Raw genomic sequence first — 18,076 nt, 5'->3', positions numbered from 1 at the left:
GGCCCGGCGTCGCCGGGCCGATCGCTCCGTCCGACGCCCCCGAAACGGATTCCCGGACCCGTTTCCCGGAACGGCGCCCCCTCGCGGCTCACGCCTCGATGATATCGTCCTCGCGTTCCGCCGGCAGCGTCAGCTCCCCCTCGGTCGAGACGACCGCGCGGCCGCCGACCCGGACCTCGTCGCCCTCGACTCGCACCCTGACGTGCCCGGGGCGGTCGACGAAGTGCCCCTGCTCGAACCGGATCTCATCGGGGAAGTCGCCGTCGAACGCGTCGACGGACCGGAGGTACGCCCCGACCGCGCCGCTGGCCGTGCCCGTCACGGGGTCCTCGGCGACGCCGACGGCGGGCGCGAACGCCCGGCCGTGGAGGGTCGACGCCGCGTCGATCGCGTCGAACGTGAACGCGTAGATCCCGGCGGCGTCGTGGGCGTTCGAGATGTCCTCGACGGCGGCCGCGTCGGGCTCCGCCTCCCCGAGGCGTTCGAGGAAGTTGACGGGGACGACGAGCCACGGGAGCCCGGTCGAGGCGACGGCGACGGGGAGGTCGGCCCCCACGTCCCGGAGGGCCGCGGGGTCGATCCCGAGCGCGTCGCCGAGCCGGTCGGCGTCGAGTTCCGTCTCGTCCACCGCCTCGACAGTCGGCGAGTTCTGCCGCATCCAGACGGTGCCGTCGTCGTCGACGCGGATAGAGAGGTCGCCGACGTTCGTCCGGAGCGTTCGCTCGCCGGCGTCGATCTCCCCCGCGGCGTACAGCGCGGCGTAGCTCGCGATCGTGGCGTGGCCGCAGAGATCGACCTCCGTGGAGGGGGTGAAGTAGCGGAGCCGCTCGTCGGCGCCGTCGCCCGCCTCGAAGCGGAACGCGGTCTCGGAGGCGCCGAGCTCGGCGGCGACTCGCCCCATCCGATCGTCGCTCAGTCCCGCGGCGTCCGGGAGGACGCCGGCGACGTTCCCGGCAAGCGGTTCGTCCGTGAACGCGTCGACGAGCAGCGCGCGTCGCGTCTCCATGCGTCACCCTCGTGGGGGGGCCTCAAAAGGGTCCCGAGCCGACTGGGGGCGATGTCAACCCTTTTGCCCTCCACGCCGGATGTACCCCTATGGGCCTCTTCGACCGGTTACGCGGGAACGACACCCCGCGCGTGGCGTTCATCGGGATCGACGGTCTCCCGTACGGTCTCGTCGCCGACAACCCGGACACGTTCCCGACGCTGTCGGCGATCGCCGACGACGGCGACGGCGGAGCGATCGACAGCGCCGTGCCGCCGGAGTCGAGCGCGTGCTGGCCCGTCCTGACCAGCGGCCAGAACCCCGGCGAAACCGGCGTGTTCGGGTTTCAGGACCGAGAGATCGGGTCCTACGACACCTACGTGCCGATGGGCCGGGACGTCCAGTCGACCCGCGTGTGGGACCGCGCCACCGACGCCGGACTCGACGCGACGGTGATGAACGTCCCCGTCACGTTCCCGCCCCAGCGGACGGTTCAGCGGATGGTGTCGGGCTACCTCTCGCCCGACGTGGACAAGGCCGCCCACCCCGACGAGCTCCGGGAGTACCTCACCGAGAGCGACTACCGGCTGTCGGTGAACGCGAAGCTGGGGCACAAGGCGGACAAATCGGAGTTCGTCGAGCACGCGCGGGAGACGCTCGACGCCCGCGCCGCCGCTTTCTCCCGGTACGTCGAGCGCGACGACTGGGACCTGTTCGTCGGCGTGTTCACGGCGCCGGACCGGATCAACCACTTCCTGTGGGGCGATTACGCGGAGGACGGGGCGTACCGCGAGGAGCTCCTGGAGTTCTACGCCGCGCTCGACGAGCACATCGGCGCGATCCGGAAGGCGATCCCCGACGACGTCCGCCTCGTCGTGGGCTCGACCCACGGGTTCGCGCGGCTCCGCTACGACGTCTACTGCAACGAGTGGCTGGAGCGAGAGGGCTGGCTCTCGTACGGCGACGACGACCACGGCGCGTTGACCGACATCGACGAGGACACCCGCGCCTACTCGCTCGTTCCCGGTCGGTTCTACCTCAACTTGGAGGGGCGCGAACCGGAAGGAGTCGTGCCCGAGTCGGAGTACGAGTCCGTGCGCGCCGAGCTACAGGATGCTCTCAAGGCGTGGGAGGGTCCCGACGGGAAGCCGGTCGCGAAGCGCGTCGTCGAGCGCGAGACCGTCTTCCGCGGCGACCACGACGAGATCGCCCCGGACCTCGTCGTCATCCCGAACGAGGGGTTCGACCTCAAGTCCGGCTTCCGCTCCCACGACGAGGTGTTCGACCCGGACGGCCCGCGGACGGGGATGCACACGTTCGAGGACGCCGCCCTGTTCATCGACCACCCGGACTCGAACATCGAGGACGCGGACCTCCTCGACGTCGCGCCGACCCTCCTGCGGCTGCTCGACGTCGACTACGGACGGACCGACCTCGACGGCGCGAGCCTGATCTGAGATGGAACGGACGCCGGACGGGACCCCGGTCGGCGTCGACGACCCGTACGCGGTCGCCGGCGTCTGCGACCACCTGACCGACGACGGTCGCTGTCGGTTCGCGCTGACGCGCGCCGGCGACGACCCGGCGTTCGCCGCGGCCCGCCGCGCAGACGGCTACGCCTGCCACGTCGGTCCCGACGGCGCCTGGCGCCGATGTCCCCACTACCGCTCGACGACCGACGGTCGCGAGTGTCACCGCTGCGGGCTCGAAGAGGTGCGTATCGCCCACGACGACGAGCGACCGCTGGTTGAGGAACACCACCTCTCGTACGGGAGCGCGGGCGGCGGCGAGGCGGGTAACGGGAACGCCGACGGCGACGAGGAGGGCGAGGCCGGCCCCCACGAGATAACGGTCGCGCTGTGTCGCTGGTGCCACACGAAGGTCCACAAGTCGTTCGCGCGGATCGACGACGACGCGAGTCCGGATCCCGAGGCGATCGCGGAGCGAGAGAGCCGCAACGGTCGTCAACAGGAGGAACTCTCGTTCGGGACCGCCGCCGAACGGTTCGACCCCGACGCCGACGACGAGACCTGATCGGCGTGAACAAGCGCTTCCGGTTCCGAAGCGAGAGCGTGATCGCATCGTCCACCGGTCGAAAGGACCGATGTAGCAGTTACCCGTCGAACGGATCGGCGAAGTCCCCACGGATGAAGTAGCGCACGAAGTTACCGTAAGTCCGATCGCCCGGGTGGTCGGCGACCTGTTCGTACCGGACGTTACCGTCGCCGTCGATCACGTACGTCGCGGCGATTCCCGTGGTCCCCCTGCCGGTCTCTTCGGTCCCGCTGTACTGCGACGCGACCTCGCCGCCGGGGTCGCTAAGCAACTGAACGTCGAGATCGTACCGGTCGCGCATCTCTGTGAGCGGCCCGATCGAATCGGTCACGACAGGGAGGATGTCCACGCCGTCGTTGAACCAGAGGTCGTAGGAGACCTCGCTGAAGGTCTGGAGCTGTTCCGCACAGAAACTACACCAGTGCCCGCGGTTGATCAGCACGACACTCGGACCGTCCTCCAAAGTATCAGAAAGAGTTACTTTCTCGCCGGCCGTGGATTCGAGCGTGAAATCGGGTGCCTGAGAGCGTTCGAGTGACACGCCTGCGATTGAACGGTCACCCATTTTACTCTGGCGTGGACTGGTAGCGGCACCGCACGGTCGCCACGCGTGCCCACCTCGCGGGGGACCGGCGGCGGCCGGTGTCGACGCCGGTCCGATTCCGGAGCCGATCTCGGGCGGCGGGAGCAAGGAAAAGCACGCCTGAGGCGCCTTCGAGCGGACAAGTGGGCGCTTCGACCGCGACGGGTGTCGACCAGTGCGGGATTCAGGCGTCGGACTGCGGCCGGATCAGGTTCGCGAGCGAGACGAGCACGCCGAGGAACCACCCGAGCGGGACGGAGATGCCCAGCCACATCAGGACGTAGCCCAGGCCGGCGACGCCCCACTGGTCGCCGAACGTCTCCAAGTCGAAGGCGCCGCGGAGCGTCTCGTTGATCCCGCCGACGGCGAGGAACGTGTCGAGGATCCAGACCGCGAGGTCGTAGCTCGGATCGAGCACCAAGTTCGAGATAGAGGGCGTGAGGAGCCCGGCGACCACCGGCGGGAGGAAGATGGCCGTCATCGCGAACGGGTACGCGAGGAGGACGCTGACGAACCGTCCGCCGACCTTCGAGAACCCGGCGGCCGCGCCCGCGGAGACGACCGCGACGACGCTGGCGCCGCCGATCCCGAGCATCACCTCGGTCGGTAGTTGAAAGTGCGCGAGGAGTGTGAGCGACCCCCAGACCAGCGTCGCGACGAGGACGGCGCCGAGCACGCCGAAGCGGGCCACCGCCGAGTCGAGTTTCGCGGCGTAGAACCGCGTGGCGAATCCGACGAGCAGGAGCGGGTACGCGACCGCGACGAGCGGTCCGCCGAGTATCGCCCAGAGGTAATAGCCGACCGTCTGGACGGCGGTCTCCGGTTTCCACTTCCCCAGCACCGCGCTCGGATCGAGCTGTCTCGGGAAGACGACCTCCATCCACGTCTCGTGGAGTCGAACCACGTCAAGGAGGAGCGCTTCCACCAGCCCTGTCTGTCCTCGGCGTTCCATTTGGCTCACCTCGCGCACGCCACACCGTGAACTTTGTGCCTTCGTTCGCGGGGCTGACACCAAACGCGGGTTCTTGGTTCGTTGGCCTGACACCAAACCTGCGCCGTCGATTATCAGACAGGAAACCTCACGCCGATACGCTTAAGCGTTACAGCGGGCCTAACACTGCTCATGCACAGACGTGGACTGCTCGCGGCGATTGCCGCATCGACGTCCGTCGCCGTCGCCGGCTGCGCCGGGGGCGAGGACGGGAGCTACGAGTACGACGCGGACCCGGCTCGGGTCCCGTCGGAAGCGGCCTCGGATGCGGGATACGAAGGCGAGGAGCCGGAGTCGTTCACCATCGAGCAGGAGTTCGACGTGGCCGGCGTGAACGCCCAGGTGTCGGCGACGACCTGGGTCGCCGGGTACGAGAACCAAGAGAACGGGTCGGCGCTGTTCGTGGCGAGTACGCCGGACGCGGCGGTCGGTGGCCAGTCGGTCAATCCTCTCGTCAGCGCGGACGACGCGGAGCTGATCCGCCGGCTGTTAGAACAGGCCGACCAGCGCGGAATCGGCGGCGAGGGCACCGACGTGGAGGCCGAGGACATCGAGAACCGCGGCTCCGAGACGCGGACCGTCCTCGGACAGGAGACCGAGGTGTCGGTCCTCGAAACCACGATAAACGCGGCGGTCGAGACCGGGAACAACCAGAGCGGGAGTACCGAGGACGTCCCGGCGTTCCTCTACGTCGCGACCGTCCAACACGACGGGGACGTGGTCGCGCTCGTCGGCGTTCACCCGACCGCGGTCGACGCCCGGGACACCCTCCTCTCGCTGATGGAACAGGTCGAACACTAGCCCGACCGCCAGCGCGCCAGTCCCGTCTTTTCGAGCGCTCTAGCGACGCAGAGCGGCCGCTCGGATAGCCAGACGCAGGCCGGTTCACTCACCGTCATTTCCGCGATGAGAAACTTCTGTGTCCGTTAATCCTTTAATAAACAATCAACCGAGTGAGCGTGTTCCACAAAGGCCAGCCGACGGCAGCGTTGCGAGCTCGTCGATTCCCACGGCTCGGGCGCCCTCCTAGCCGCGGCTCTGTCGATTGTGGTTCGTCACGATGGATCGAGTAAACTCAACCCAACGCCGGCCGGAGATCATTCTTGCCATCTGTATTGTTGTTATTTCAGTTTTCGCGATAGTGACTGGTTCAATACCAGTAACTGGTTTTCTTTGGAATGTTGATAAAATAGACAATATTTCAGTAGGTAATGATGAGAACCAGACAATTAGGGGGATCAAGGTATATAGTGAGGACGATCCAGTCAAGATACGAGTGGGAAGTGTTGTTGACTCAGGTGCTAAGTTTGATGATGACCGCACATCATATAGGATAAAGAACGGACAAACGGCAAGAGATTCGGAAGTCTTTATCAAGAATCCAAATACGACAGACGCAACACTTGTTATAAATTCCTCTGCTTTGAATAGCACGACCTCATTTGATGTTGAAATAGAGAATATAGACACAACTAATATGAGCAAGTTCAATAAAAAAGGTCAAGAGATAAATAAGGAATTTGAGTATATTACAACACAAGCCGGTGAGTCAGATCATTCTACATTTTCTGTCCAGACATCTGCGAACGTTTCTATAAATACAAAAAATTATAATGATAGTTCAAGTATGATTAGCTTTGATAACCTTAGTTTAGTCAACAACTCAACTGACCAAATAGTAGTCTGGGAAAAATCATCAGAAGGAGATCTTTCTAAGAGGATTGCAACTTTCCAAGGCGGACGAGAATCTATCTCAATTGATAATAATTCTATCAAAGGTGAAAAAGAAATCGCAGTTACAGTTCAGCCTGAGTCAACAAATTCTACCGAAGTGATCTACGCAGTAGACCATGCAACTATTGAAGCACCCATCACAACAGAATTACTACAAGAACCCATATACTATCCGGAGAATGATCGCTTAGACAGACAGTATTCTGAATCGATCTATTTCAAGTTCAATACGAATATAAGACACGACCGGGGCGATATATACGTCAATTATTTTGACGGAACTACACATAGGGTTCCAGTTCAAAATAAATCAAATAATGTGACTGTCCTTGATGAGGATTTGTATATTTCTCTTAATTCTACAAGTAATACTCAAAATTATATACAGAATGTTACCGTTGATGGACTAGTATCAGAATATGGGGGAGAAGAATTTTCTCAAGGTGTTTCTGAAATAAACCGGGCAGGAGATTTCATCTCAAGTAGAACAAACACAACGGTCTCACAAGGAACAAAAGTAGCAGTTACATCAAATGAGTCCGAAACCATTCAAATCTTTTCAGAAAATAGATCGATTAATCCCAGTGAGATAGAAGATAATAATCACAATAAGATTATACACACTTCAGACATTCCTACAGGAGAATACAAGATAGAATCTGAATCAGAAACCAACGCTAGTCGGATTAATATAACAGAAGCAACACTGTCTCCTAAAATACCAACAGCCAACAAGTCGACAGGAATACTGATCAATTTTGAATCATCCGCTTTAGATCGGCAGATCATGGTTAGAGTTCAAAACGAAAACAATACATCAATATCTGAAAAAGTAGTTGAAATAAAACAACATAAAACAGAGAACCAATCGATTATGATAAACGAATGGGGAGAATACTTCATAGAGTTCAGAGATATACGGTCTGGAGATACCATCAGACGATCAGTGGATATTTTGAAAAACAGAGATTCAGATCTCATTTTTGATTCGGATCAAAATGGAAGTGATGTGGGCACAAAACACGTTTTAGAACTTAATTCCAGCTATAACAGATCTAGATTAGAACTAATAAATAAATCTAGCAGGGTAACACTCGCAACTGCTAATCTCTCCACACCGTCGTCCGGACGCACTTCGGTCGGTCTCAACACGTACGCGCTCGGTAACGAATCACTGACGGACAGCCTCGTCACCGCGGGACCGGGGGCGACCGTCGAATCGGTCGACACATCAGTGTCGAACGGGACGCTCCCGCCGGGAGAGTACCGGATCGAGGTCCGTTCCGCACAGGGGCTCGCCGAGACGAGCGACGAGGCGACTGTCACGGTCGGGAATCGGTCGACGAGCGGGCTGAACGCCTACGCGACGACCACCCTCGATCGGGACGCTCTCGGGACGGCCGGCGCGGTGCGCCGAGCGATCGAGGACGGAACGCTCTCGCCGACGTCGACCGTCACCGCAGACGACACCGTGGTGTACGCCGTCAACGCCACGGGACTGACCGGGTTGCCGGCCGCGCGGAACGCGACCACGGAGTCGGGCGCCGACCTGGCCCGGCTCGACGGACTCGCGTTCGGCGTGCGGTCGAACGCGTCGACGCTCTCGGCGGCGACGGGTGACGACCGAACCGGCGCGGTGGGAGCGGCTCCGAAGAACTCCTCCGTTCACATCGACGACGAGGGACTCTACCTCATCGCAGAGGGCGACGACGCCCTCGCGACCGACGAGACGCCCGCGGGCGGGGAGGACTTCACCGCGGAGTTCCGGGTGACCGACGAACGACTGCGCGAAGCCGCGTCGGACTCGGCGAGCGATCACAGCGCGTCGACGACGCTGACGTTCGAGGTACCGCCGCCGGACGAGGCGGACGGCGACTCAGAGGGTGGCGACTCGCTCGGAGGCGGTGGTAGCGTGGGCGGTGGTAGCGCGGGCGGGCCGGAGGGCGGAGGACCGGTCGGCGAACCGACCGGCGGCGGCACGTCCGGCGGGGGCCCATCGACAGGCGGAGGCGGAACTACCGGCGGCGGGCCGACCGGGTCGCCACCCGAGACGGGCTCCCAACCGAGCGGCGGCAAGGCGGAGGCGCCGGGGGACGCGACCGGTACCGGGCCGCGGCCCGATCTCCGAGTGAGCGGGGGCCAGTTCGGCGTCCGTCCGCTCGCCGACGTCCGGCCGATCGCGCGCGAGAATCATACCGGATCGCCCGCGTCCGTCTCGCGTACGTCGGTGCCCGTCGATACGGGCGCCGCCCCGTCGGGAGGTGAAATCGCGCGCTCCGAAACGGGCGCGGACCGCGGTGGCGCCGGCACGACCGGTGCGGACGCGGGGAGCGACGAGGCCGCCGGTACCGACGGGGTATCCGGTACCGACGAGGCCGCGGGGACGAATGCGGGCGACTCGCGATCGCGCGGGGGCTCAGATTCGACGGCGAAATCGGACGCGGCGGACGCGGAACCCCAGACCCCGACCTACGACGACGCGCCGATCCGGACGACCGCCGACGACGTCCCCGGGTTCGGTCCGCTCGTCACCGTGGTCGCGTTCCTGCTCGCCGGGCGGCTCGCCGCGCGCCGACGGGGTCGGGAGCCGTGAGGCGACGCCGCGACGCCCTCGCGGCGGTATCCTTTTGCTGGATCGCCTCCTCCCGTCGGGTATGAGCGTGACCATCACCCCGCCGCAGGAACGCGAGTGCGAGCTGTGCGGTCGCCGGGAGCGGTGGGACGATGAGGCCACCGGCTGGCAGATCGCCGACGAACCGGGCGAGGTCTACTGCATCCACGAGTGGGACATCAACGGGACGTTCACACCGCTTCGCGAGTGACCACGCGTTTTGAGTCGACGACCGATCCGGTCACGGCCGGCGATGCCGCACCGTCGCCGATTGACGATAGCGGATCGATCTCCGGAAACTAACTCGGTCTCGGCGCGGTCAGCGTCGACTCGAACGGAGTTTCTCCCCTCAGTTCGGATATAAGTGATCGAACCGTGATCGTATCGAGTGTTATTCACCCCTGATGAATAATTACCTTATATTCCCTAATGTGTGTACGATGGATCCTACCCGTATCAGGGTTATACCTTTAAGTGATAATCTGTGAGTGGTGTACATGACCGAGCCACGTAGTGACACCCGGGGGGAGTCGGAACCCTCGGGCCACGGTGGGGGGCTTGCGGACGTATCAGACGAACGGTCGAACTGCGGGATCGGCGGGATCGTCGACCTGGACGGAGACCCGAACCACGAGACCGTGACCGACGCGGTCCGGTTGCTGGAGAACCTCGAGCACCGCGGGACCACGGGCGCAGAGGAGAACACCGGCGACGGGGCCGGCATCATGGTCGCGCGCCCGGACGGCTTCTTCCGCGACGTCGTCGACGCCGACCTGCCCGACGAGTACGCGGTCGGCTCCGTCTTCATGCCGACCGAGGGGAGCGTCCAAGCCGAGATCCACGACGTCATCGCCGAGGTGTTCTCCGTCTACGGGCTGGAAGTGCTCGCGTGGCGCTCCGTGCCGACGGACAACGCGGACCTCGGCGCGACCGCGCTCGACTCCGAGCCGGAGATCGCCCAGCTGTTCGCCGCGCCCGTCGAGGGGGCCGGCCTCGCCGAGCGGTTCACCAGCGAGGAGACCCGCCCCGACGACGTCGACCCGGAGCTCCTCGGCTTCGACCGCGCGCTCTACGCCGCCCGACGCGAGATCGAGAACGCGGTCGCCGACGTCGACGGCGCCGGCCGGTTCTACGTCTGCTCGCTCGACCGCCAGCGCGTCGTCTACAAGGGCCTGCTGAAGGGCTCGCAGCTCGCCGGCTACTACCCGGACCTGACCGACGAGCGCTTCGCCAGCCACGTCGCCTTGGTCCACGCGCGGTTCTCGACGAACACGCTCGGGGCGTGGCACCTCGCGCACCCGTACCGTAACATCGTCCACAACGGCGAGTTCAACACGATCCGCGGGAACGTAAACTGGATGCGCGCCCGCGAGAACGACCTCGACCACCCGGCGTTCGGCGCCGAGCTCGACACGATCAAGCCGGTGATCGACGACCCGAACCAGTCCGACACCGCGAGCGTCGACAACGCGGTCGAACTCCTCCTGCAGGCCGGCCGGGACCTCCCGCACACCCTCCGGATGCTGATCCCGGAGGCCTTCCGCGACGACGACCTGATGGACGCGGCCCGCACCGACTTCTACGACTACCACGCCTCGCTCGTCGAGCCGTGGGACGGCCCCGCCCTCGTCATCGGCTTCGACGGCGACCGCGTGGCCGGCGTCCTCGACCGCAACGGGCTCCGCCCGTGCCGGTACGAGGTGACCGACGACAACCGGCTCGTCGTCGGGAGCGAGGTCGGCGCGCTGCCGACCGACCCCGCCGACGTCCGGCGCCGCGGGCGGCTCCAGCCCGGCGAAATCTTCGTCGCCGACCCCGAGGAGGGGCGGATCGTCCCGGACGACGAGGTGTTCGACGAGCTCACCGACGAGAAGTACGGCGAGTGGGTCGACGAGCGTCAGATCGGCCTCAACGAGGTCACGGCCGAGGTCGGTAGCGGAGACAACGTCGAGAGCGACGAGGGACGCGGAGTCGACGCCGAGAGCGACGACGAGATGACCGTCCGGTCCCACCAGGCCGCGTTCGGCTACACCACCGACTCGCTGAACCACCTCGTCGAGCCGATGGCGAAAGACGGGAAGGATCCGGTCGGGTCGATGGGCGACGACACGCCGCTGTCGGTGCTCGCCGACGTCGACCGCCCCCTGTTCACCTATTTCAAGCAGCTGTTCGCGCAGGTGTCGAACCCGCCGATTGACTACATCCGCGAGGAGCTCGTCACCTCGCTGGAGACCCGGATCGGGAACCAGCGGAACCTGCTCGACGAGACCCCCGAGCACGCCGAGCAGATCGTCTCGGAGTCGGCGATACTCACCGACGCCGACACGGCCGCGCTGAAGGCGTTGGACGGCGAGCCCGTCGACGGCGAGGGCCCGGCGTTCTCCTCGGCGACGGTCGATATCACGTACGATCGGGAGGCGTCGCTCGTCGACGCCGTGACGGAGATCCGCAACGAGGTCGCGGCCGCGATCAGAGACGGCACCGACGTGGTCGTCCTCTCGGACCGCGCGGTCGGCCCCGACCGGCTCGCCGTCCCGAGCCTGCTGGCAACCGGCGCGGCCCACCACCACCTCGTTCGGAACGGGCTGCGGAACCGCGCCGGCATCGTCGTCGAGTCGGGCGAGCCGCACGAGGTACACCACGTCGCGACGCTCGTCGGCTACGGCGCCGACGCGGTCGACCCGTACCTCGCGTACGACTCCATCTCCGACGTCGTCGCGGGGCCCGACGGGGCCGACGAGGCGGAGGCGCTCGCGGCGTACCGGGGCGCTCTGGAGGACGGGCTGCTCAAGACGATGGCGAAGATGGGCATCTCGACGATGGAGTCGTACCAGGGCGCCCAGATCTTCGAGGCGGTCGGACTCAGCTCCGAGTTCGTCGGCGAGTACTTCGAGGGGACCGAGATCCGCACCGAGGGGATCGGGATCGGGGAGATCGAAGACGACCTCCGGACGCGCCACGCGATGGCGTTCGGCGCCGACCCCGAACTGGAGACCACCGGCGAGTACGAGCACCGCTCGTCGGGGATCAAACACGGCTGGAACCCGCAGACGGTCGGGACGCTCCAGCAGGCGGTCCGGGGCGGCGACTACGAGCAGTATCAGGAGTTCGCGGAGCTGGTGAACGACCAGTCCGAAGCGCTGCAGACGCTTCGCGGACTCCTCGAGTTCGAGTCGGACCGCGACCCGGTGCCGGTCGACGAGGTCGAGCCGGTCGAGTCGGTCGTCGAGCGCTTCTCGACGGCCGCGATGAGCCTCGGGAGCATCTCGCCGGAGGCCCACGAGAACAACGCGATCGCGATGAACCGGATCGGTGCGAAGTCGAACACCGGCGAGGGCGGCGAGCCGCCGGAGCGGTTCGGCACCGAGAAGGCGTGTTCGGTCAAGCAGGTCGCCTCCGGCCGGTTCGGCGTCACCGCCGACTACCTCGCGAGCGCGGACGAGCTGCAGATCAAGATGGCGCAGGGGTCCAAGCCCGGCGAGGGCGGCCACCTCCCCGGCGAGAAGGTCAACGAGATGATCGCGCACGTCCGGTGTTCGACGCCGGGCGTCGGGCTCATCTCGCCGCCGCCGCAACACGACATCTACTCGATCGAGGACCTCAAGCAGCTCATCTTCGACTTGAAGGCCGCGAGCCCCGACGCCGACGTCAACGTGAAGCTGGTGTCTGAGGCCGGCATCGGCACCATCGCGGCGGGCGTCGCGAAGGCGAACGCGGACGTCGTCCACGTCTCCGGGCACTCCGGCGGGACGGGCGCGTCTCCGAAGACCTCCATCAAGAACGCGGGGCTCCCGTGGGAGCTCGGGCTCGCCGAGACGAACCAGATGCTCCGCGCGACCGGCCTGCGCGACCGCATCCGCGTCACCGCGGACGGCGGGCTCAAGACCGGCCGCGACGTCGCGGTCGCGGCCGCGCTGGGCGCGGAGGAGTACGTGTTCGGCACGGCGTCGCTCGTCACGTCCGGCTGCGTGATGGCCCGGCAGTGCCACGAGAACACCTGTCCGGTCGGCGTCGCGACCCAGCGGGAGGACCTCCGCCAGCGCTTCCCCGGCCAGCCGGACCACGTCATCAACTACATGACGTTCATCGCCCAGGAGCTCCGCGAACTCATGGCGGAGCTCGGCTACACCGAGGTCGAGGAGTTCATCGGGCGCCCCGAGCTGCTCTCGCAGCGCGAGACGGACCACGAGAAGGCGAAGCACCTCGACCTGTCGTCGGTGATCGCCGAGCCCGCGGGCGACGCCCGGACCAAGACGCGCGAGCAGGACGACGCCGACATCGAGGCGCTGCTCGACTGGGACCTCATCGACGAGGCGGCCCCGGCTATCGAGGACGGTGCGCCCGTCGCGCTCACCCGCGACGTGGAGAACGTCGACCGCGCGGTCGGCGCGACGCTCTCGAACCGCGTCGTCAGCGAACACGGCGGCGACGGGCTCCCGGACGACACCATCAGCTGCCGGTTCGACGGCTACGCCGGCCAGAGCTTCGGCGCGTTCCTCGCGTCCGGCGTCACCCTCGAGCTGACCGGCGCCGCCAACGACTACCTCGGAAAGGGGCTCTCGGGCGGTCGGATCGTGGTCAACACCCCCGAGGAGGCCGGCTACGACCCGGCCGAGAACGTCGTCGCCGGCAACGTCGGCCTCTACGGCGCCACGGACGGCGAGGTGTACGTCAACGGCGTCGCCGGCGAGCGGTTCGGCGTCCGCAACTCCGGCGTACGGGCGGTCGTCGAGGGCGTCGGCGACCACGGCTGCGAGTACATGACCGGCGGCGTCGTCGCCGTGCTCGGCGACACGGGCCGGAATTTCGCGGCCGGGATGTCCGGCGGCGTCGCCTACGTGCACGACCCCGACGACCGGTTCGACGAGCGCGTGAACCGCGGGATGGTCTCCGTCTCGGCGACGCTCGACGACTCGGACGAGCGCATGCTGCGCCGGCTCGTGGAGAACCACCGCGCGTACACCGGCAGCGACCGCGCGGCCGAGCTGCTCGACGACTGGGCGGCGACGCTGAACGACTTCGTCCGCGTCTTCCCCGACGCGTACGCCGACGTCATCGCCGAGGGCAAGGGCGCCGACGTGCGCGACGAGCCCCCGGAGCCGGCCGAGGCCGTCCCGGGCGCCGTCAGCGATCCGACCGAGCAGGCGTCAGGCGACGACTGAGGCGGTCGGCAGCTCTCACCCGATCGGTTCGGTCGACCGTGCTTTTTTCGTTCAGTCGTCGAGCGTCTCGCTCTCGACCGCCTCCTGACCGATCGCCCGCTCGACCGCGCGGTCGACGTGGCGCTCGCGGGCGCGGTCGACGAACGCCTCCGGCAGCTCCTCGATCTCGCCGGCCTGCACCCCCCAGAGCTTCGCGTAGAGCCCGTCGGCCGCCAGCAGGTCGTCGTGGGTCCCGCGCTCGACGACCTCCCCGTCCTCCAACACGAGGGTCGTGTCGGCGTCGGTCACCGTCGAGAGGCGGTGCGCGATGACGAACGTGGTTCGGTCGGCCGCGAGCTCGTCGAGCGAGCGCTGGATCAGCATCTCCGTCTCGGTGTCGACAGCGGAGGTCGCCTCGTCGAGGATGAGGATGGCGGGGTCCTGCAGGACGACCCGAGCGATGGCGGCGCGCTGGCGCTGGCCGCCCGAGAGCTTCACGCCCTGCTCGCCGATCCGGGTGTCGTACCCGTTCGGGAGCGAGTCGATGAACTCGTGGGCCTCGGCGGCCTTGGCGGCCTCGATCACCCGCTCGCGGACCGCGTCGCTCTCGACGTCGTCGTCGACGCCCGTGAACCGCCCGTACCGGACGTTCTCGGCGATGGTGCCGTCGAACAGCGTGGTGTCCTGCGCGACGTAGCCGACCGCGGAGCGCAGGCTCTCGACGGCGACGTCGCGCACGTCGTGCCCGTCGACCCGGACCGCGCCGTCGGTGACGTCGTAGAGGCGCAAGAGGAGCTTCAGGAGCGTCGACTTCCCGGCGCCGGTCGGCCCCACGAGGGCGACGGTGTCGCCCGGATCGGCGGCGAAGGAGACGTCGGTGATGACCTCCTCCTCCGCGTCGGCTGGGTCGACAAGCGCGTTCTCGGGGTAGGCGAACGAGACGTCGTCGTACTCGACCGCGCCGGCGACGCCGCCGTGGGTGTGGGCGTCGCCGTCACCGGGACCTCCGTCGCCGTCGGTTCCGTGGGCGCTCCCGCTCTCGCCGCCGAGCGCGACCGCGTCGCCGTCGTCCGTGATCCGGATCGGGATGTCGCGGAGGCCGAACACGCGCTCGCAGGACGCCTTCGCGTTCTCGTACTGGTCGATGATGTTCGACACCTCGGCGAGCGGCGCGACGAACTGCTGGGTGAGCAGGACGAACGTGACGAACGTCCCCACCGTGAGCGTCGTCGTGAACGGCCCCGGCGGCCCGGCCGAGAGCCAGTAGCCGCCGACCGCGAATGTGGCGGCGAACGCGAGGCCGGCGAACAGCTCCATCCCGGGGCGGTAGACGTAGTTGAGTCGGAGGATCGACATCGTCCGCTCGAAGTACTGGTGGGAGGCCGTCTCGACGCGCTCGCTCTCGTACGGCTCGGTGTTGGAGGTCTTCACCAGCTCGACGCCCGAGAGCGCGTTCTCCAGAGCGGTGTTGAGGTCGCCGACCACGGAGCGCTGGGCGACGTACCGCGGCTCCACGGCCCGCATGAACCAGAGCGTGAAGAGGATCATCAGGGGAATCGCCGAGAGGGTGATTAAGGCGAGCTCCCAGTTGTAGTAGAAGAGGACGCCGGCGATGCCGGCGACCATCACGCCGAGCCGCGCCGAGTTCTGGAGGGCGTTGTCGAGGAAGACCTCGAGGTTGGAGGCGTCGTTGTTGAGGACGCTCATCACCTCGCCCGTCTGCTTGTCGTCGAAGAAGGTCATGTCGAGCCGCTGCATCCGGTCGAAGGAGTCGGTTCGGACCGCGTGCATCACGCGGTGCGCGAAGTTGTTCGCGGCGATCCCGTAGATCCACGTGAAGACGCCGGTGACGAGGAAGGAGCCGACGATGAGGACGACCGAGAGGCGGAACTGCGCCGGCCCCGCGGTCGGGAGCCACGCGTCGGGGACGATCGGGAGGGTGTAGGGGCCGTCGCCCGTGAACACGGCGTCGATGGCGACGCCGAGCACGACCGGCGGGACCAGTCCGGCGACGCGGGCGACGACGTTGGCGGCCATCCCGATCACGAGCCAGTGGGCCTCGCCGGCGCCGTACTCCCGGAACAGCCGGAGGAGCGGACGGTCGACCCGGTCCCGGTACACTTCGAAGGCGTTGCGGTCGTCGGCAGCCATGGGGATAGCAACCGTGCGAGACCCATGTATCCGACGGCTTCGGTCGGTCCGGCCGAATTCGACGAACGCCCGGGTGGCACCGTCCGGTTTAACTCGAACGCCCGGGCCGGCACCGTCCGGTTTAAGCCGAGAGAAGACGGGGATAACACATCGCGGTCGTGATCGACGATGAGTGACGCACTGTCCGAGGGAGACGCCCTCCGCCGCATGTACCGGCTCACCGCCGACCAGGAGCGTCCCTTCGAGGAGAAGCTCCCGGACCTGCTGGATCTCGGTCGCGCGTACCTCGACGTGGAGACCGGCTTCCTCACCGAGATCGACGGCGAGACGCAGGTCATCGTGGACGCGCGCGGCGACCACGAGCTGCTTCAGGCCGGGCGGAGCTGCCCGCTGTCGAAGGCGTACTGCAGGCGGACCGTGGACATGGACGGCGCGCTGACGGTCCAGCACGCCCGCGTGGAGGGGTGGGAGAGCGACGCCGCCTACGAGGAGTTCGGGCTGGAGGCGTACATCGGCGCGAAGGTCGTGGTCAACCGCGAGGTGTACGGGACCTTCTGTTTCGCCGACACGGACGCGCGGGACCGTCCCTTCTCCGAGGACGAGGAGACGTTCGTGGAGCTGTTGGCCCAGTGGGTCGGCTACGAGCTGTTCCGGAAGCAGGCGACCGAACGCATGCAGCGGCAGCGCGACCAGCTGGAGGAGTTCTCTCGCGTCGTCTCGCACGACGTCCGGAACCCGCTCGGGATCGTCGACGGCTACCTCGATCTGGCGGAGGAGACCGGCGATCCGGAGCACTTCGAGCGGTGCCGCGACGCGGTCGACCGGATGGAGTCGCTGATCGACGACCTGCTCTTCCTCACCCGCGAGGGACAGGCGATCGGGGGGCGCGAGGAGGTCGACCTCGCGGCGCTCGCCCGCGAGTCCTGGTCGTTCGTGACCACCGGCGACGCGACGCTGGCGGTCGACACCGACCGGGTCGCCCTCGGCGACTGGAGCCGCCTCCAACAGGTGTTCGAGAACCTGTTCCGGAACAGTGTCGAGCACGGCGGCGACGGCGTGGCGATCCGAGTCGGCGACCTCGCGGACGGGTCGGGGATCTACGTCGAGGACGACGGCGCGGGGATCCCGGAGGCCGAGCGCGACGAGGTGTTCGTCGACGGCTACACCACCGGCGCGTCCGGCACCGGGCTGGGGCTGACGATCATCCAGCAGGTCGTCTCGGCGCACGGCTGGGAGGTCGCCGTGACGGAGAGCGCCGCCGGGGGGGCGCGGTTCGAGATCACCGGGATGGAGTTCGTCGGGGACGGAACGGACGGCGACGAGTAGCCGAGGGGGTCAGTTGTGGTCTCCGTCGGGTGACGCTCCGTCTCGGTTGCGGTCGATACGGACACGGCAGCGAGCGATTGCGGGAGTGAGTGTAGTGCGTCGTGAGAGAAGTCATTTATAAACCCGATCGTGTGTCGCTGTCAGATTTTTATAAGTGATCGACGCTTCCGCGGTGAAGGCCTCCAAAGCCCCAGCCGCTCGTTTTTAAGTAGCTGATCCAATTTTGACGGTGAAGGCCTCCAAAGCCCCAGCCGCTCGTTTTTAAGTAGCTGATCCAATTTTGACGGTGAAGGCCTCCAAAGCCCCAGCCGCGACGACTCGCGCGGCTTGTTGCGCTCCTCGCTCAGTCGCTGACGCTCCTTCGCTGCGGTGCTTACTGCGCCGTGCTTCGTCCTCGCGGCTGCCCCTTTGAGTCCCACCCCGCCCGCACCGCAACCGCACCTCACACCTCCCCAGCCTCGCGGTTCGCGCTCTGCGAGCGCTCACCGCGTCCCTCGCG

At 66.1% G+C, this 18,076-nt stretch carries 11 protein-coding genes; 7 read left to right on the top strand and 4 right to left on the bottom strand.

Annotated features, from left to right (window positions below):
* Positions 1 to 88 precede the first annotated feature (88 nt).
* Positions 89 to 1,006 carry a PhzF family phenazine biosynthesis protein gene (locus DJ73_RS16110; RefSeq protein WP_094558473.1) on the bottom strand — a complete coding sequence of 306 codons (918 nt, stop codon included), beginning with the start codon at positions 1,004 to 1,006 and terminating at the stop codon, positions 89 to 91.
* Positions 1,007 to 1,095: 89 nt separating this feature from the next.
* Between DJ73_RS16110 and DJ73_RS16105 the strand changes: the two genes are divergently transcribed.
* Entirely contained in the window at positions 1,096 to 2,442 is a 1,347-nt protein-coding gene (locus DJ73_RS16105) for an alkaline phosphatase family protein (protein ID WP_094524559.1), read from the top strand.
* Position 2,443: 1 nt separating this feature from the next.
* Positions 2,444 to 3,019 carry a hypothetical protein gene (locus tag DJ73_RS16100; RefSeq protein WP_094526609.1) on the top strand — a complete coding sequence of 192 codons (576 nt, stop codon included), beginning with the start codon at positions 2,444 to 2,446 and terminating at the stop codon, positions 3,017 to 3,019.
* 79 nt (positions 3,020 to 3,098) lie between these two features.
* Here the strand turns inward: DJ73_RS16100 and DJ73_RS16095 are convergent, their stop codons facing one another.
* Both DJ73_RS16095 and DJ73_RS16090 read right to left on the bottom strand, forming a co-directional pair.
* The gene (locus DJ73_RS16095; protein WP_094524561.1) at positions 3,099 to 3,605 is read right to left on the bottom strand and encodes a peroxiredoxin; all 507 of its coding nucleotides are present in this window, start codon (positions 3,603 to 3,605) and stop codon (positions 3,099 to 3,101) included.
* A 202-nt stretch (positions 3,606 to 3,807) separates the two neighbouring features.
* On the bottom strand, positions 3,808 to 4,548 hold the full coding sequence (locus DJ73_RS16090; RefSeq protein WP_094524597.1) for a hypothetical protein: 741 nt from the start codon (positions 4,546 to 4,548) through the stop codon (positions 3,808 to 3,810).
* A 198-nt stretch (positions 4,549 to 4,746) separates the two neighbouring features.
* Between DJ73_RS16090 and DJ73_RS16085 the strand changes: the two genes are divergently transcribed.
* From DJ73_RS16085 to gltB, 4 genes are all read left to right on the top strand, one after another.
* Entirely contained in the window at positions 4,747 to 5,415 is a 669-nt protein-coding gene (locus tag DJ73_RS16085) for a DUF6517 family protein (protein WP_094526610.1), read from the top strand.
* Positions 5,416 to 5,674: 259 nt separating this feature from the next.
* Positions 5,675 to 8,941 carry a PGF-CTERM sorting domain-containing protein gene (locus DJ73_RS21085; protein ID WP_254921689.1) on the top strand — a complete coding sequence of 1,089 codons (3,267 nt, stop codon included), beginning with the start codon at positions 5,675 to 5,677 and terminating at the stop codon, positions 8,939 to 8,941.
* A gap of 61 nt (positions 8,942 to 9,002) precedes the next feature.
* Complete coding sequence (locus DJ73_RS20480) at positions 9,003 to 9,170, top strand: HEWD family protein (RefSeq protein ID WP_170938259.1); 168 nt, start codon at positions 9,003 to 9,005, stop codon at positions 9,168 to 9,170.
* A gap of 286 nt (positions 9,171 to 9,456) precedes the next feature.
* Positions 9,457 to 14,121, top strand: coding sequence for a glutamate synthase large subunit (gene gltB / locus DJ73_RS16075; protein ID WP_094558471.1), 4,665 nt, complete (start codon positions 9,457 to 9,459; stop codon positions 14,119 to 14,121).
* A gap of 51 nt (positions 14,122 to 14,172) precedes the next feature.
* Here the strand turns inward: gltB and DJ73_RS16070 are convergent, their stop codons facing one another.
* Positions 14,173 to 16,251 carry an ABC transporter ATP-binding protein gene (locus DJ73_RS16070; protein WP_094558470.1) on the bottom strand — a complete coding sequence of 693 codons (2,079 nt, stop codon included), beginning with the start codon at positions 16,249 to 16,251 and terminating at the stop codon, positions 14,173 to 14,175.
* A gap of 168 nt (positions 16,252 to 16,419) precedes the next feature.
* Between DJ73_RS16070 and DJ73_RS16065 the strand changes: the two genes are divergently transcribed.
* Positions 16,420 to 17,577, top strand: coding sequence for a HAMP domain-containing sensor histidine kinase (locus DJ73_RS16065; protein WP_094558469.1), 1,158 nt, complete (start codon positions 16,420 to 16,422; stop codon positions 17,575 to 17,577).
* The last annotated feature ends 499 nt before the right edge of the window (positions 17,578 to 18,076 follow it).

The sequence above is a fragment of the Halorubrum sp. Ea1 genome, assembly GCF_002252965.1.
GTDB lineage: Archaea > Halobacteriota > Halobacteria > Halobacteriales > Haloferacaceae > Halorubrum.
The sequence above is the reverse complement of the archived record's forward strand: the minus strand, read 5'-3'. Positions and strand labels throughout refer to the sequence as shown.

Coding starts and splice junctions, on each gene's coding strand:
- DJ73_RS16110 (WP_094558473.1), bottom strand. CDS start 1,006: ATGGAGACGCGACGCGCGCTGCTCGTCGACGCGTTCACGGACGAACCG.
- DJ73_RS16105 (WP_094524559.1), top strand. CDS start 1,096: ATGGGCCTCTTCGACCGGTTACGCGGGAACGACACCCCGCGCGTGGCG.
- DJ73_RS16100 (WP_094526609.1), top strand. CDS start 2,444: ATGGAACGGACGCCGGACGGGACCCCGGTCGGCGTCGACGACCCGTAC.
- DJ73_RS16095 (WP_094524561.1), bottom strand. CDS start 3,605: ATGGGTGACCGTTCAATCGCAGGCGTGTCACTCGAACGCTCTCAGGCA.
- DJ73_RS16085 (WP_094526610.1), top strand. CDS start 4,747: ATGCACAGACGTGGACTGCTCGCGGCGATTGCCGCATCGACGTCCGTC.
- DJ73_RS21085 (WP_254921689.1), top strand. CDS start 5,675: ATGGATCGAGTAAACTCAACCCAACGCCGGCCGGAGATCATTCTTGCC.
- DJ73_RS20480 (WP_170938259.1), top strand. CDS start 9,003: ATGAGCGTGACCATCACCCCGCCGCAGGAACGCGAGTGCGAGCTGTGC.
- gltB (WP_094558471.1), top strand. CDS start 9,457: ATGACCGAGCCACGTAGTGACACCCGGGGGGAGTCGGAACCCTCGGGC.
- DJ73_RS16070 (WP_094558470.1), bottom strand. CDS start 16,251: ATGGCTGCCGACGACCGCAACGCCTTCGAAGTGTACCGGGACCGGGTC.
- DJ73_RS16065 (WP_094558469.1), top strand. CDS start 16,420: ATGAGTGACGCACTGTCCGAGGGAGACGCCCTCCGCCGCATGTACCGG.